Annotated in this window: 15 protein-coding genes; 13 read left to right on the plus strand and 2 right to left on the minus strand. The window is 39.2% G+C overall.

The window, feature by feature from the left end; all coding sequences use genetic code 11:
• The first annotated feature begins 33 nt into the window (after nucleotides 1-33).
• Genes Gferi_RS24815 through Gferi_RS24830 form a run of 4 tightly spaced genes read left to right on the plus strand, consistent with a single transcriptional unit; the run spans nucleotide 34 to nucleotide 3,274 of the window.
• Nucleotides 34-1,002 (plus strand): ABC transporter permease, encoded by a 969-nt coding sequence (locus Gferi_RS24815; protein ID WP_069980796.1) that lies wholly within the window; start codon nucleotides 34-36, stop codon nucleotides 1,000-1,002.
• Nucleotide 1,003: 1 nt separating this feature from the next.
• Nucleotides 1,004-1,840 (plus strand): ABC transporter permease, encoded by an 837-nt coding sequence (locus Gferi_RS24820; RefSeq protein WP_069980797.1) that lies wholly within the window; start codon nucleotides 1,004-1,006, stop codon nucleotides 1,838-1,840.
• Between the two features lie 10 nt (nucleotides 1,841-1,850).
• Nucleotides 1,851-2,681: an ATP-binding cassette domain-containing protein gene (locus Gferi_RS24825; RefSeq protein WP_069980798.1), complete on the plus strand. Its 831-nt coding sequence runs from the start codon at nucleotides 1,851-1,853 to the stop codon at nucleotides 2,679-2,681.
• Nucleotides 2,672-3,274, plus strand: a complete 603-nt coding sequence (locus Gferi_RS24830) for an ABC transporter ATP-binding protein (protein ID WP_069980799.1) — start codon at nucleotides 2,672-2,674, stop codon at nucleotides 3,272-3,274. Before Gferi_RS24825 ends, Gferi_RS24830 begins: the two co-directional genes overlap by 10 nt.
• An 81-nt stretch (nucleotides 3,275-3,355) precedes the next feature.
• Here the strand turns inward: Gferi_RS24830 and Gferi_RS24835 are convergent, their stop codons facing one another.
• Nucleotides 3,356-4,231, minus strand: coding sequence for a PHP domain-containing protein (locus tag Gferi_RS24835; RefSeq protein WP_069980800.1), 876 nt, complete (start codon nucleotides 4,229-4,231; stop codon nucleotides 3,356-3,358).
• Nucleotides 4,232-4,472: 241 nt separating this feature from the next.
• On the opposite strand from Gferi_RS24835, the gene Gferi_RS24840 reads away from it, so the two are divergent.
• The gene (locus tag Gferi_RS24840) at nucleotides 4,473-5,252 is read left to right on the plus strand and encodes a DeoR/GlpR family DNA-binding transcription regulator (protein WP_069980801.1); all 780 of its coding nucleotides are present in this window, start codon (nucleotides 4,473-4,475) and stop codon (nucleotides 5,250-5,252) included.
• 278 nt (nucleotides 5,253-5,530) lie between these two features.
• Here the strand turns inward: Gferi_RS24840 and Gferi_RS24845 are convergent, their stop codons facing one another.
• Nucleotides 5,531-5,983: a cupin domain-containing protein gene (locus Gferi_RS24845; RefSeq protein WP_330389510.1), complete on the minus strand. Its 453-nt coding sequence runs from the start codon at nucleotides 5,981-5,983 to the stop codon at nucleotides 5,531-5,533.
• 499 nt (nucleotides 5,984-6,482) lie between these two features.
• On the opposite strand from Gferi_RS24845, the gene codB reads away from it, so the two are divergent.
• From codB to Gferi_RS24885, 8 genes are all read left to right on the plus strand, one after another.
• On the plus strand, nucleotides 6,483-7,745 hold the full coding sequence (gene codB, locus Gferi_RS24850) for a cytosine permease (protein ID WP_069980803.1): 1,263 nt from the start codon (nucleotides 6,483-6,485) through the stop codon (nucleotides 7,743-7,745).
• A complete protein-coding gene (locus tag Gferi_RS24855) occupies nucleotides 7,738-9,021 on the plus strand; it encodes a cytosine deaminase (RefSeq protein WP_069980804.1) in 1,284 nt (427 codons plus the stop codon). Before codB ends, Gferi_RS24855 begins: the two co-directional genes overlap by 8 nt.
• 119 nt (nucleotides 9,022-9,140) lie before the next feature.
• Complete coding sequence (locus tag Gferi_RS24860; protein WP_069980805.1) at nucleotides 9,141-9,557, plus strand: RrF2 family transcriptional regulator; 417 nt, start codon at nucleotides 9,141-9,143, stop codon at nucleotides 9,555-9,557.
• A gap of 81 nt (nucleotides 9,558-9,638) precedes the next feature.
• The gene (gene cooS, locus Gferi_RS24865; RefSeq protein ID WP_069980806.1) at nucleotides 9,639-11,522 is read left to right on the plus strand and encodes an anaerobic carbon-monoxide dehydrogenase catalytic subunit; all 1,884 of its coding nucleotides are present in this window, start codon (nucleotides 9,639-9,641) and stop codon (nucleotides 11,520-11,522) included.
• A gap of 19 nt (nucleotides 11,523-11,541) precedes the next feature.
• The gene (locus tag Gferi_RS24870; protein ID WP_069980807.1) at nucleotides 11,542-11,994 is read left to right on the plus strand and encodes a 4Fe-4S dicluster domain-containing protein; all 453 of its coding nucleotides are present in this window, start codon (nucleotides 11,542-11,544) and stop codon (nucleotides 11,992-11,994) included.
• Nucleotides 11,991-13,232, plus strand: a complete 1,242-nt coding sequence (locus Gferi_RS24875; protein ID WP_069980808.1) for an NAD(P)/FAD-dependent oxidoreductase — start codon at nucleotides 11,991-11,993, stop codon at nucleotides 13,230-13,232. Before Gferi_RS24870 ends, Gferi_RS24875 begins: the two co-directional genes overlap by 4 nt.
• A gap of 265 nt (nucleotides 13,233-13,497) precedes the next feature.
• Nucleotides 13,498-15,468, plus strand: coding sequence for a sigma-54-dependent Fis family transcriptional regulator (locus Gferi_RS24880; protein ID WP_069980809.1), 1,971 nt, complete (start codon nucleotides 13,498-13,500; stop codon nucleotides 15,466-15,468).
• 283 nt (nucleotides 15,469-15,751) lie between these two features.
• On the plus strand, nucleotides 15,752-16,111 hold the full coding sequence (locus Gferi_RS24885) for a Lin0512 family protein (RefSeq protein ID WP_069980810.1): 360 nt from the start codon (nucleotides 15,752-15,754) through the stop codon (nucleotides 16,109-16,111).
• Nucleotides 16,112-16,122: the final 11 nt, after the last annotated feature.

The following is a 16,122-nucleotide window of genomic DNA, read 5'->3' on the forward strand; positions in this document are numbered from 1 at the left end:
ACTCCTCTTTCTATGTGGAAAGGAGGATTTGTAATGACAAAAAGAATCGTTATTCGCCTGGTTCGGGCTGTGACCCTGTTGATTGGATTATCGATTTTGACCTTTTCTCTGATCTATGTATCTCCGATGGATCCTGTAAACGCATATATTGGGGGAGACGGCTCAGTATCACCGGAGCAAATTGAAAAAATCAAAGAATACTGGGGCGTGGATAAGGGTACGGTAGAACAATATTTTTCCTGGGCAGGGGCGCTGCTGCAAGGCAACTTTGGCATGTCAAAGCTTTATCGCAGCCCGGTTATTGATATTATTAAAAGCCGTGCGGCTACGTCCTTTGCATTAATGGGTATGGCATGGCTTTTATCAGGAGTTTTAGGATATCTTCTGGGAGTTGTTGCCGCCATGAACCGGGGTAAAATCATTGATAAAATTATCAAATGGTACAGTTACACACTGGTTTCCACCCCTATCTTCTGGATGGGACTCATTCTTCTGATTGTTTTTGCGGTATGGCTCAAGTGGTTTCCTGTAGGTTTGGCGGTGCCGGCCGGAGTGCTGGAGAAGGATGTGCAGTTTGCCGACAGGGTACGCCATTTTGTGTTGCCCGCTCTGACTCTGAGTATTTTGGGCGTTGCCAATGTAGCAATGCATACCCGTGAAAAAATGATTGATATTCTAAATACGGAATATATTATTTTTGCAAGGGCAAGGGGCGAAACCATGTGGCAGATTTTCAAAAACCATGGATTTAGAAACTCTATCATTCCGGCAATTTCTCTGCAATTTGCATATTTTGGCGAACTCTTCGGGGGTTCTGTTCTGGCAGAGCAAGTATTTGCCTATCCGGGGCTGGGCACTACATTGACCACTGCCGGACTAAAGGGTGACCTGCCTCTGCTGATGGGAATTATCCTAATTAGCTCCTTGTTTGTTTTTACAGGGAATTTTATTGCGGATATTTTAAATACGGTTGTAGATCCCCGTATGAAAGGAGCTGTATAAGATGCAGAAAAAACAGGAAAAGCTGAACGTACGGGAAAAAATGATCTGGCTGCTTACGTTTTCCGTTGTTCTTTTACTGGCAATCCTGATTCTCAGTTTTTTTCTGAGCAATGAAAATCTTCGTATCAGTGCCGTAAGAAAAAATCTTCCTCCAAGCCCTGAAAATTTCTTTGGTACCGATTGGCTTGGACGGGATATGTTTACACGGACAATCAAGGGGCTGCGCCTGTCATTGGCAGTAGGGGCCTTTGCCTCTGTCATAAGCGTATTTGTCGCAACCGTAATGGGAATTTGTGCGGCGGCTTTTGGAAAAACGGTAGATGCGGTTATCTCGTGGCTCATTGATTTATTTATCGGTATGCCTCATCTTGTTTTCATGGTACTGATATGTTTTATTGTAGGTGGGGGAATACATGGGGTTGTACTGGCTGTTTCGCTGACTCACTGGACTTCATTGGCAAGGGTGGTTCGCTCTGAGGTACTGCAAATAAAAAATGCGGAATATATTCAGATATCCAAAAGCTATGGAAAATCCTCCTGGTATATTGCAAAAAAACATATCTTGCCTTCCATTTTCCCTCAAATTATGATTGGGTTTTTGCTACTATTTCCCCATGTGATTTTACATGAGGCGGCTCTTACCTTTTTGGGCTTCGGACTTTCTCCGCAAACTCCGGCAATCGGTATTATTCTTTCAGAAGCTATGAGCCATATTTCCACCGGAAAATGGTGGCTGGTGGTTTTTCCAGGACTGCTGTTAGTCGTAGTTATTAAAAGCTTTGATAATATTGGGGAGCAGCTTCGTATTTTGATGGAGCCTGCCAGCTCCAATGAATAGGGGGGCCATTATGAATAACACATCCAAAAAACCGTTGCTGCAGGTGGAAAACCTGTCAATTAGTTTTTCTCAATATTTTAAGGGAACACAAAAACGCGTGATTCGACCTATCGTTGACTTGCATGTGGAAATCGGCGAAGGGGAAATCGTGGCGGTGGTAGGAGCCAGTGGTTCGGGCAAAAGCTTGCTGGCACATGCCGTGCTTGGAATATTGCCAGGCAATGCTATGTGGGAGGGGCGGATGCTGTACCGTGGTGAAATTCTGACAGAAGAACGCAAAGCCCAACTGCGGGGCGGAGAAATCTCTTTTATCCCTCAATCGGTGAATTATCTGGACCCATTGATGCAGGTAGGCAAGCAGGTTCAGATCGGACTGGAGAAAAGTGTAGCGCAAGGAATACAAAAAGAATTGTTCCAGCAGTATGGATTGAAAGAAAGTGATGGTAAATTATATCCCCACGAGCTTTCCGGAGGAATGCTCCGTAGAGTGTTGTTTGCCACCAGCGTTCGAGAGGGGGGCCGATTGGTAATTGCCGATGAGCCAACCCCTGGAATTCATCCGGAAATTCTTTCTGAGATATTAAAGCAGCTAGCGCAATTTTCAAAAAAAGGAGCCGGCGTCATGCTCATTACCCACGATATTATGTCAGCTTTGGAAATCGCAGACCGGGTGGCGGTCATTAAAGATGGGCGGACGGTGGAAATCGCTGAAGCAGCGGCTTTCGAGGGTAAGGGTGAGCGTCTGAAAGACGAATATACCCAAAGATTGTGGAGAGCTCTGCCACAAAATGATTTTGATCTGGAATTTCAGAGAAAGGATGTGGGTATGCAATGTCTTTGACGGGAGAGAATCTGGGCCACTATTATCAAAAAGACCGTTGGATTTTTAAAAATGTAAACATTTCTGTAGGGCCTGGTGAAGTGCTTGGTTTATCCGGATACAGCGGATGCGGAAAAACAACACTGGCCAGACTTTTAGCTGGATATATCTTACCAAAGGCAGGCCGTGTGACGGTAGATCAAAAACCTATGGAACGGCGGGCTTTCCGTCCGGTGCAATTGATCTACCAGCACCCGGAGAAAGCGGTTAATCCCAAATGGCGCATGCGGGAGGTTTTAACAGAATCCTATATGCCTTCCCAGGACATTCTGGATGCTTTTGAAATACGGGAGGAGTGGATGAACCGCTGGCCCATTGAGCTTTCCGGCGGAGAGCAGCAGCGGTTTTGCATTGTACGGGCATTGAATCCGAACACAAAATATATTATTGCCGACGAAATGACGACTATGTTGGATGCAATAACACAGGCAAAAATCTGGAATGCATTTCTCAGCATCTGTAAAAGCAGAGATATAGGGGTGATTGTGGTCAGCCATGAGACTAGCCTTTTGAAGCGATTATGTGATACTATATACAGGGTAGGCGGGCAGTGAAGCAAAAGAAAGAGGTGTGCTGAGAGGACAGAAAAGAAGTAGGAAATCAAAGGGTTAGAAGAACGGAAGATTTATTCTGCGCTAACCCTTTAATTTTCTTATAATTTCTTGAAAATCTATTGACTGCTTAAAATATCCCAACTGGATATTTGGTTTATTTTTTCCGTGAAAATCTGTACCACAAGTAATGAATAATCCTTTTTCTTTAGCAACAGATAAAAAGTAATCAATTTGCTCATCGCTATGATAACTGCTGTATACTTCCATTCCCTTTATTCCTTCATGTATTAGCTTATAAATTAAATTTTCTTTATTTCTAAGATTATTGCCGGGATGCGCAATGACGGGGATGCCGCCTGTTCCTTCGATTAAGTCTATTGCTTCTTTCAAGGAAATATATTCAATAGGTATATATGCTATTTTGCCTTGTGAGAAAAAATCCCAATAAAAATTAACATTGGGCATGTCGCTTCTACTCCCACCTTCTAAGTAGGGCAGTAAAATACTTTTTTTATGATTTTCCGGGTTATTTATTATTACTTCTGCAATCAGCTCACCAGTAATGATTCTCCCATTTGCCTGTTTTAGAATTTTATCTTTATCAACTATTAAATCTGTATGATTGCTGATTTTTTCAATCTTCTCATAAGCAAATTTCATTTCTTGCTGATAAACATTTTCCTCTAATATTTTATAGTCTTCATGAGTAAAATCAAATCCATATCCAAGTAAATGAAGATTTAAACCATTATAAATACAATCAATTTCTATGCCTGGTATAACTTCTATATGATTTTCCTTTCCGTAAGTTATAGCTTCTTCAATTCCTCTGACTGAATTATGATCAGTTAATGAGATTATTTCTATATGGTTTTTTTTACTTAACTCGAGGATTTCTTTTACAGTAAATTCACCATCATCGCTATAGTTTGAATGAATATGCAAATCTATTTTCATGCGAATTCCCCCTACTGTTTGCTGGTTGAGTTCTTTGAAACGATCAAAGTCAAAGATTTTCGGTTAGCGGCATACTTCTTAAGCAGACTGCAATATGGAATTGTGTACATAATCGATAGAAGATTGTATAATAATTATAACACGGTTATCGGAAACATCAAATATATTCGTGAAAAAACATTAACAATCATTAAAATTTCGGAACGATTTAGGATTTTTTTGCTATCAAGGAGGTATATAAGTGTTTACAGAAGAGCGGCATAAAAAAATTTTGGGGATGATTAGGGAAAATGAACGGGTGGAAGTCCTTTCATTAAGTGAATTATTCCAAGTATCTCAAGATACCATACGCAGAGATTTGCGCATTATGGAGAAGAAAGGGCTAATATCCAGAACCCATGGCGGTGCTATTTTACCCAATAAAGCAGCAGCCTTTGCATCTTATACCACAAGAACAATGCTGCACAAAAAGGAAAAATGTGAAATCACCCGATTAGCGGCTGCATTTATTGAGGATGGTGATGCCATATTGCTAGATGGCTCTACTACAGTATCCGGATTGGTACCATTTTTATTCGAATTCAAAAATCTTACGGTTATTACAAATTCCATCAACATTGCCCATGATATTATGCAAACACCCGGAAATATGAAGCTGTTTGTTGTCGGCGGCCTGGTGCACCAGCCAAGCTCCAATGCTGTAAGTTATGACACTATACAGGCTATTCAAAAACTATATGTGGACAAAGCCTTTATCGGTGCATGTACTTTATCGCCTACAAAGGGCATCGGAACCGATTTAATTGAGGAAGCTCCTGTCAAGGAGGCCATGATTAAAGCGGCCAGAAAAGTCTTTTTCATGGCAGACAACAGTAAGTTCTCGGAAGAATCCTTGATTACAGTGGCTCCTGTTGAATCCAATCACATTATACTCACTGACTCTGGGTTTACTCCTGATATGATGCATAAGTTCCAGCCTTTATTGGAAAAAGGATTAAAAATCTATGCAGGCAAAGGTTAATATAGAATTCGCCAATAACAGGGGACTGTTCTGTAACAGGATCGGTTAGCATTTATGGGCACTGTGGAAGTACCTTTGGAAGAAAGGTAAGAAAGCGCTGATGATTTAAACATTAACAGCCATTCCTTTTATTGACTATGTATTCAGATATAAATAAAAAAATTACTACAGAAAGGAATTCCCTGTAGTAATTTTTACATTAACAATATTTTGTCCAATAAAGGTTGCACAAATTTGTAGACATTTTCAAATCACTTAAAAAATAAACCTTTTGATATTTAGTGGTTGTGATGCCCTTCAGCAGTTTCTGCAATTGCTTTGGTTTCGTGAACTGTACCATGCGGATGCTGCGGCGGCGCATAAATAGAGTATAATTTAAGTGGTTTACAGCCTGTATTGATTAGATTGTGCCATTTTCCGGCAGGTATAATGATCGCAAAGTCATCGTAGACTTTTTCCTGAAAATCCAGCCTATCTTTTCTATCACCCATTTTAACAAGTCCCTGGCCTTCTTCAATACGTATAAATTGATCCAGGTTGGGATGAATCTCTAAACCTATGTCTTCCCCAACGTTGATACTCATCAAGGTAAGTTGCAAATGGCTTCCTGTCCATAAAGCAGTACGAAAAGTATTGTTTTGTTTAGTCGCTTCTTCTATATTAACTACAAAGGGTTTTGGTCCATAATCCTTTGGTTTCGTAAAGGGTTTAGAAAAATCTGAGTTATGCATTGGTGTGTTAACCCAGTAAGGATATGGATAGGTTCTATACATATTGTGTAAGTGATACATTGGTGTGTTCATACAGTAAGGGTATGGATATGGTTCATAAACAGTATACATATTACTCATTCCTTTCGCAGACTTATAATATCATATGTGCTATATTTAGAGATGGATCCTTTCATTTATAGAAATGTTATGTTGCTGGGGGCATTATGGCTTTTTATATCAAATGATAATAATTGCAGCAAAAGAAGGATCGTGGAACTCCATTGACATTCGTAGGGAGATATGTAATAATGGTTACTAAATAAATATTAGTACCTTTAAATCAGTCCAGAGAGGCTGGCAAGGTGTACGGATTATATGACTACAATAGGAGCGCTAATGATATCTATGATTGAATACTCTATTATGTCATATAAAAAAGGCTTCTTGTCAGTTTATTGACAAGAAGCCTTTTTTGCTTATAGGTACTAATAAATAAGAAAACATAGGAGGATTTAAAATGACTAATCAAACTCACGATCATGACTTTTCTTTGCAAGCAGTACCTAAGGATTATAGAAAAGGATTTTTATCTATGCTGGCAGTTATGCTTGGATTCACCTTTTTTTCAGCCAGTATGTGGACCGGGGGAACATTGGGAACGGGTTTACATATTAAAGACTTTATTATAACAGTACTGCTAGGAAATCTAATTCTAGGGGTGTATGCAAGCTTATTGGCATATGCTGCTTCTAAGACCGGCCTTTCAACTCACCTGCTTGCCAGATATGCTTTTGGAGAAAAAGGTTCTTACTTAGCATCCGGAATACTGGGAATTACCCAGGTAGGTTGGTTCGGGGTAGGAGTAGCAATGTTTGCAATTCCGGTTCAAAAAATCACAGGAATAAACGTATATACATTAATCTTTGTTTCTGGGATACTAATGACATCGACTGCTTATTTTGGAATCAAAACATTAACCATCTTGAGTATTATTGCGGTACCCTCTATATCAATCCTAGGAGGATTTTCAGTGCTAAAGGCGGTTGAAACCGTAGGCGGAATTTCAGGATTACTGGCCATAGAACCTAAAGAAACAATTGCATTAGGCACTGCGCTAACGATGTGTGTAGGTTCCTTTATCAGCGGGGGAACTTTAACTCCTGATTTTGCAAGATTTTCCAAGAACAAAAAAATAAGCGTATGCACTACGCTAATTGCGTTCTTTATTGGAAATTCCCTAATGTTTATATTTGGAGCAGTAGGTGCTGCCGTAACAGGACAGGCGGATATTTCAGAAGTAATGTTTCTGCAAGGGTTAATTCTTCCAGCTATTATTATATTAGGCTTTAACATATGGACGACCAATGACAATGCTCTTTATGCCTCCGGGTTAGGGTTTTCTAATATAACAAAGCTCCCCAAAAACAAGCTCGTAATTTTCAACGGTATCATAGGGACTGCAGGCGCAATGTTTTTATATAATAACTTTGTCGGATGGTTAAATTTCTTAAGTTCCTTTATACCAGCCATAGGTGGGATTATTATTGCAGACTACTACTTAATCAACAAGGGTGAATATGAGGATATTAAAGAAAAAAGTTTTGAAAGCATTAACTATAAGGCAATTGCCACATGGGTGATTGGGGTAGTAGCAGCCAGGTTTCTGCCGGGTATTGCTCCATTAAATGCGGTGCTAACATCATTGGCATGCTATGTATTGCTTCATAAATTGACACCAGCAGCCGCAGACAAGAAAAAGGATGTGAGTATAAATGCATAAGAACGATACTATATTAATCAAAAATGCAAGACTTAGGAATGCAGAAAATCTAACAAATATTTTGATAGAAGAGGGTATGATTGCAGAAATAGGTGAAGCAACTAGTAAAGCATCAGTAGAAATAATTGATGCTAAGGGGAATTTAGTAATACCACCCTTTGTAGAACCTCACATTCATTTGGATACTACCCTGACAGCAGGGGAACCTAGCTGGAATGAAAGCGGAACATTGTTTGAAGGAATTGAGAGATGGGGAGAAAGAAAGGCTTTATTGACCAGGGAAGACGTAAAAAAAAGAGCCAAGGAAACGATCCAGTGGCAGATTGCCAATGGAATTCAATATATACGTACCCATGTTGATGTAACTGACAATAATCTGATTGCACTTAAGGCAATGCTTGAATTAAGGGATGAATTAAGAGATTATGTTACATTGCAAATAGTAGCCTTTCCTCAAGAGGGAATTCTTTCATATCCTCAAGGATATGAGCTTTTAGAGGAAGCTGTAAAGCTAGGGGCAGATGTGATTGGAGCTATTCCCCACTATGAATTTACTAGGGAATATGGAGTAGAATCTATAGAAAAAGCTTTCAGGCTTGCAGAAAAATATCAAAGGCTAATAGATGTTCATTGTGATGAGATTGATGATGAACAATCCAGGTTTATTGAAGTAGTGGCAGCCAAGGCCCATGCGTACAGCATAGGTCATCGGGTTACGGCAAGCCATACAACTGCAATGCATTCTTATAATAATGCCTATACGTATAAACTTTTTAGATTACTGAAGCTTTCGGGAATTAATTTCGTGGCCAATCCTTTGGTAAACATCCATCTACAGGGTAGATTTGATACCCATCCGAAACGAAGGGGAATCACACGGGTTAAAGAATTGCTTGAAGCAGGCATCAATGTTTGTTTTGGCCATGATGATATATTTGATCCTTGGTATCCTTTGGGCACAGGAAATATGCTTCAAGTGCTGCACATGGGGCTGCATGTATGTCAACTGATGGGCTATAGTCAAATTAACGAATCCATAGATTTACTGACGCATAATAGTGCTAGGACGTTAAACATAGAGAGTGAGTATGGCCTAGAAATAGGCAAGCCAGGAAATCTAATTATTTTACCGGCAGAGAGTCCATATGATGCAATAAGGCGACAGGTACCTGTTTTGTATTCTATTAGAAAAGGCAGAGTGTTGTCTAGGACGGCTCCCAGTAAAACAGAAATATTCATAGGGCATCAGGAAGAAGTAAATTTCAAAAGATCCTAATGATGAATGTATAATAGGTTTCGGAATTTCTATTAGAAAATTGTAAAAACATATATTGACAAATGATTATCAAAAGTATATAGTTAAAATATACCAAATAAGTATACTTTGAGGTGAATATGAGACTGACTCAAGAAGCAGATTATGCATTGAGGGTAGTACTTTATCTATGCAAATTAGGTATGGAGGAGAAGACGGAGGCTAAAACTATTGCTAGGCATGAAAATATTCCTGTTCGTTTTTTATTGAAGCTACTAAGGAAGTTGGTACATGCAAACATTGTAAAGTCTTTTAGAGGCGTAGGTGGTGGATATACGATAGCCCACGAATCACAGAGTATTACTTTAAAACAAGTGATTGAAGCTATAGAGGGAACTATTTACGTCAATAGGTGTCTATATGACAGCGCTTATTGTAACCTAAACAGAACCAATACCTGTGATGTTCATAAAGCGCTGGATAAAGTTCAAAAAAATCTTATATCAGAATTAGAAAGTATTACCTTCAAAAAAATTATGGAACAAGATATTGAGTGACAAATTTATCGGGAATAGCATTCCCGATAAATTTAAAAATAAAAGTATACCAAAATAGTATAGTTTAAAGGGGGTAATTTTATGACAATTACAAAACATTGCATGACCTGTCAAACTGCAGATAGGATTCTAGGGGATTTTATTGGAACTATGGCCTATGAAACCTCCCATCACAGAGTAGAGAAACAGAAACTTAAATGCGGGTTTGGCCAACAGGGTGTCTGTTGCAGATTATGCTCTAATGGTCCCTGCAGAATTACACCAGAAAGCCAGAAAGGAGTTTGTGGTGCCGATGCAGATACAATCGTCGCAAGAAATTTTTTAAGGGCTGTTTCTGCAGGATCAGGCTGCTATATTCATATTATTGAAAACGCTGCCAGAAATCTAAAGAATATTGGAGAAAAGAAACTTCCAATTAAAAGTATTCAAACGCTAAATAGATTGGCAGATATTTTTCATATTAAAGAGGAAGATCCCCATAAGATTGCTTATCAAATTGGGGAGGCTGTACTGAAAGATCTTTATAAACCCAGCTATGAAAAAATGGAATTAATAAAAGATCTAGCTTATGGCCCTCGGCTGGAAGCTTGGGAAAAATTAAATATTTTACCTGGAGGCGCTAAGTCGGAAGTATTTGATGGTGTAGTGAAGACCTCCACCAACTTAAATAGTGATCCTGTAAATATGTTGTTGCACTGTCTAAGGCTAGGAATCTCTACAGGTATCTATGGATTAACCTTAACAAATTTATTAAATGATGTAATGTTAGGGGAACCTTTATTGAGGAAAGTAGCTGTCGGTTTAAGGGTTATCGATGAGGATTATATTAATATTATGGCTACAGGACATCAGCATTCTCTATTTGCTATCTTAGAAGAACGCTTGGCAGAGGCAGATGTTATTTCGAAAGCTATGGAGGCAGGTGCAAAGGGGATTCGTTTAATCGGATGTACCTGTGTTGGTCAAGATATGCAACTTCGTGGAGAACATAACAAAAAGGTTTTCTCAGGTCATGCAGGTAACAACTTTATTAGTGAATCTGTTATAACGACGGGTGCCATTGACCTTATTGTGTCTGAGTTTAACTGCAGTCTTCCAGGCATTGAACCATTAGCAAATGAATTTATGGTTAAAATGTATTGTCTGGATGATATGGCGAAGAAAGTAAATGCTGAAATGCTGCCTTATGATTTTGAGGATGATCGCGACATCTGCGAACAAATTATAAAAGCGTCTATCGCAAGCTATAAAGAAAGAAGAAAAAATGTAACCATCCATATACCAAGAAATCACGGTGATGATGATGTACTTACAGGTATTAGTGAAGTTTCTTTAAAGAACTTCTTAGGAGGGAATTGGAAACCATTAATTGATTTAATTGTTGCAGGTAAAATAAAGGGGATTGCGGGAATTGTAGGATGTTCTAACCTTACAGCAAAGGGACATGACGTGTTTACAGTGGAATTAACCAAAGAACTTATTAAAAGGGATATTATCGTATTATCAGCAGGATGTTCCAGTGGAGGGTTAGAAAATGTTGGACTAATGTCTCCAAAGGCCTCTGTATTTGCAGGAGAACAGTTAAGGGCAGTATGTGAAAGCCTTGGGATTCCACCGGTATTGAATTTTGGTCCATGTTTGGCAATTGGAAGATTAGAACTGGTTGCAGCAGAAATAGCAGAAACTTTAAATGTAGATTTACCTCAATTGCCCTTAGTTTTATCAGCACCCCAGTGGCTGGAAGAACAAGCATTGGCAGATGGGTCCTTTGGATTAGCATTGGGATTACCCTTGCACTTGGCAATTCCACCTTTTTCTACAGGCAGCAAGCTAGTTACCCAAGTGCTGACGGAGGATATGAAAAATCTTACCGGGGGACAATTGATTTTAGAAGATGACATTATCCTGGCAGCAGATAAGCTGGAACAAATTGTCATTGAAAAAAGAAAAGGCTTAGGTCTTTAAGGCCAGGGGGGATGAGTTTATGCAAAGAATCATGATAGAAAAGGAGAAATGTAATGGCTGTTTGAGTTGTACGTTCGCCTGTATGGTAGAACATAATCCTTATGGAAAGTCCATACATGATTTAGACTTGACGAATAAGGAAAATGAAGGACGGCACTTTATTACACTGGATTATAAAAGAAAACCAACACCGATATTTTGCAGGCACTGTGATGAACCAGAATGTGTTCTAGCCTGCATGAGCGGTGCAATGGCAAAAGACGATAGCACAGGGCTTGTGTCCTATGATCCTCAACAATGTGCCTCTTGTTTCATGTGTGTAATGTCCTGTCCCTATGGAGTATTAAAGCCTGATGATGCAAAGGGCGAGTTCGTGATTAAATGTGATTTTTGCGGTGACAGGAGTACACCGGCTTGTGTGGAAAATTGTCCGAATAAGGCGCTTCATGTGATGGAGGTGAAGTCACAATGAAATATGTAATTATTGGAGCCAGTGCTGCCGGGATTCATGCAGCAAAAACCCTTAGAAACCTTGATAGAGACGGACAAATTACAGTGGTATCCCAGGATGAAAAAATTATTTCTAGATGTATGCTGCATCATGCTATTTCAGGCAAGCGCGATGAAAAAGCATTGGCCTTTGTGGAGGAAGACTGGGTTCAAAGGTATAATGTAAAATGGCTAAAGGGTACTACCGTGGCTGAAGTATCCGTTTCGTCTCAGGAAATCATATTGGATGATGGTAATAGGATTTCATATGACAAGTTGCTAATTGCTTCCGGAGCAGAAGCAATCCTGCCGCCTGTCAGAGGCCTGAAAGATGGAAACAATATCTTCACCTTGCGAAACCTTAAGGACGTGCGTAAAATTATTTCTGCCATAGATGCAGGTAAATCTGCAGTAGTGATTGGTGGAGGACTAATCGGTATAGATGCGTCCATGGCTCTGCTTGAAAAAAACATATCGGTAACCATCGTAGAAATGGCCAATAGAATTCTGCCACTTCAATTGGACTGCATAGCCTCTCATAGGTATAAGGAACTTCTTGAGGAAAAAGGGGCTGTTGTATGTAAAGGCGTCTCTGTGGTAGAGGTAGAGCGTAGAGAAAAGCGCAATACCGTAAAATTAAATAATGATACGGCGATACAATGCGATATGATTATTGTTGCAGCAGGGGTCAAACCCAATAAAGCGTTTATAGATTCCGAAGAGCTTAAAGTAGAAAAGGGAATCCGTGTAAATGAAAAAATGGAAACAACAATTCCCAATATTTATGCCGCTGGAGATGTAACTGGAAAATCGGCCATATGGCCTGCCGCAGTAAAGCAAGGGATAGTGGCCGCAAGCAATATGGCCGGCGTAGAAAAATACTACGAGGACTATTTTACTGAAAAGAATGCCCTCAATGTTTGGGGGCTAAAAACCATTTCACTTGGATTAATAGATCCGCCGGATGAAACATATCGTGTGGAAGTTTTTGGGGATACAGATGTATACAAAAAGATTATTCACAAAAACAATGTAATTTATGGCCTGATTTTTCAGGGGGATATTTCTAGAATCGGATTTTGGAGTCATCTCATTAAAGAAAAGATTGTAATTGATTTTCCATATGAGGATATATTCTCGTTACAATATGCTGATTTTTATAAAATAGACTCCATTGGAAACTACGTTACATCTATAAATCATAACAAAGTTTTTGTTTAATAGTATATTGATCAGCACCGATGGTTTAGCCGTCGGTGCTGATTTTTCATATAATAGGTCTATGAAAATGACTAAACTTTCATAATAGACAGTGAGTTTACAGAAGAAATTACTAAATTTAAGCATTAAATGAGATCGATCTATGTTATGATAAATTTAAATCACTATACTTATATATAGGACTTATCCTCTGAAAATATCTTCTGTTCATTCTGGAATTCTTGTTGAAAATAAACCTCCACTATTTTGAAGGGAGAAGAAGGAAATGATAAGTAAAACAGGTAATTCTAATAGACAAAATATAAAACAAGCGTGGAATAAGTTTGTTTTATCAGGCAAAATTGAAGAAGGCATTGTACGGCATGCTATCATTGAATCATGGATTCGATGTCATCGTTCAGAGGTTAACTACTTGGCCGGTCATGAGCAAGATTTACTGTCAAGTGAAGAGATTCAAGGACTTATCAAAGAAAAAAAACAGCTTATTTATATTGCAAAGCCTATTATGAAAACCTTGTTTAAATGTGTTCAGGGATCGAGTTTTATTGTGGTACTGGTAAATAAAGATGGTATTGTTCTTGAGTCTATAGGAGATCCCGATGTATTGGAGATGAGTAAAACCATTAATTTTTTACCAGGTGCAAATTGGTCGGAAGAGTACGTCGGTACAAATGCCATCGGTACCGCACTGGTTTTAAATAGTCCGATACAAGTAGCCGGTCCTGAGCATTATTGCAGCAAGCATCATGCTTGGACTTGTTCGGCAGCACCCATACATGATGCTGCAGGAAATGTTATAGGGTGTTTAGATATGTCCGGACTCATTGAACGTAATCATTCAAATGACTTGGGAATGGTAGTTGCTGCAGTAAGAGCCATTGAGAATCAACTACATAAGCAGGAAACACAAGAAAAATTATTTGCAGCCCATAAACATTTGACAACGGTATTAAGTACAATTTCCGAAGGAATCATATCCATTGACAAGAACGCTATGATTACCCATGTCAATTCAGCCCTTGCCAAAATTATTTGCATGCCTCCAAGTGATATTGTTGGGAAAGATATTCATCATATTTTAGGAGACTGTCACCGTATCTACAAAGTTCTGGAAACGGGAGAAAGCTGTTTGGAAGAAGAAATTGTTGTAAATCTGCCAAAGCAACAAATTCATTGCACCTCAAAAGCTGCTCCCATAAAAGATGAATTTATGCAGGTGGTTGGTGCGGTTATAACATTAAGGGAAATTAAACAAGTTCATCAAATTGTAAATAAAATGGCAGCTACTCAAGCAAGGTTCCAGTTTAAAGATATTATTGGAGAGAGCAATATAATCCAAGAGGTTATAAAGCGGGCAAAGATAGCTGCCCAAAGCCTTTCTACCGTATTACTGCTGGGAGAAAGCGGTACGGGTAAGGAAGTTTTTGCACAAGCGATTCATAATGGAAGTGAACGCAGAGAGGGCCCGTTTATCGCTGTAAACTGTGCGGCCATGCCTAGGGAGTTAATTCAAAGCGAGTTATTTGGCTATTGTGATGGTGCTTTTACCGGTGCCAAACGGGGTGGCAGACCCGGTAAATTTGAATTAGCCGACGGAGGCACCTTATTATTAGATGAGATAGGGGATATGCCCTTAGATATGCAAGTAAACCTACTAAGGGTTTTGCAGGAGAAAACTGTTATAAGGGTTGGAGGGGATAAACCCACCCCGGTCGATGTTCGGGTAATAGCGGCTACAAATAAAAATTTAAGCATTGAAGTTGAGAAAGGAACCTTTCGAAAGGATTTATTTTACCGTCTCAACGTTGTAAGCATTGGAATTCCACCTTTAAGAGAGCGAAAAGGGGATATTAGCCTTCTTGTGGAATATTTTCTTAAAAAGATGTCGCTGAAATTAGGAAAGGAGATTCCCAAGATAGATTCACTGGTGACAGACATTTTAAATAGCTATTATTGGCCGGGCAATATTCGGGAATTGGAGAATGTTCTAGAGTATGCAATTAACATGATTGATGACAATATTATCAAAGAAGAAAGTCTTCCTGTTTATCTGAAAAAAGAAGAACTTAGGATAGAAAGCGAAGATAATATTATGAGCTTGGCAGTATTGGAATGCAATGCAATTATAAAAGCGATGAAAAAATACAATGGAAATATTACGAAAGTCGCACAAGCGCTAGGAATTGCTAGAAATACACTTTATGAAAAGATAAAAAAATATCAAATCAAAAACTAGGCGTCTGAAATTCAGATGCTTTTTTTATTGTCCTGAAATTGATGAGTGTTAGATATTCTAACAGTAAGAGCAATGAAGTACCATATTTAGAGGTTCACAGTTCCAAAAACAGAAAAAGTGTTAGAAAAGCGAACAAATAGCTGGAGAAGATATCCTGAAAGATTAAATAAACCAACAGGATTCTACATGAGGAAGAGGCACTTTCAGTTTTTTGTATTATGGCATGCTTATTGCTAATAAATAGGATGCAAGGCATAAGCACTGGTAAAGGAGACGTGGCGTTATGTGGAAGAGATATATCATTGAACTGGGGTGGGGGGCGGATCTTCATGGACAAGATGTGACGAAGGCTGCAGAAAGAGCAGTGAAGGATGCCATTTCAAGAAGCTGCCTTTGTGGCTTAAGGGAGATTCTTGAAATGAAAGACCTGAATGAAGTGAGGGTGCACATAACGGTCGCCACACCGCATCCTAACCTGGTGAATCAGGAAAAGGTTATGAAGGTGCTGCCTATTGGGAAGAAGTCCATAGAAGTGCGGGAAGGGGGGATGGAGGTACCGGGACTGTATGTAAAGGACTTTGGAGATCTGAAAGACAGTATTGTGGTGGCAAACGCATGTGTAGAAGTATCCGTATTAGATTAAAAACCTTTTTT

It is taken from the genome of Geosporobacter ferrireducens, from assembly GCF_001750685.1.
GTDB lineage: Bacteria > Bacillota > Clostridia > Peptostreptococcales > Thermotaleaceae > Geosporobacter > Geosporobacter ferrireducens.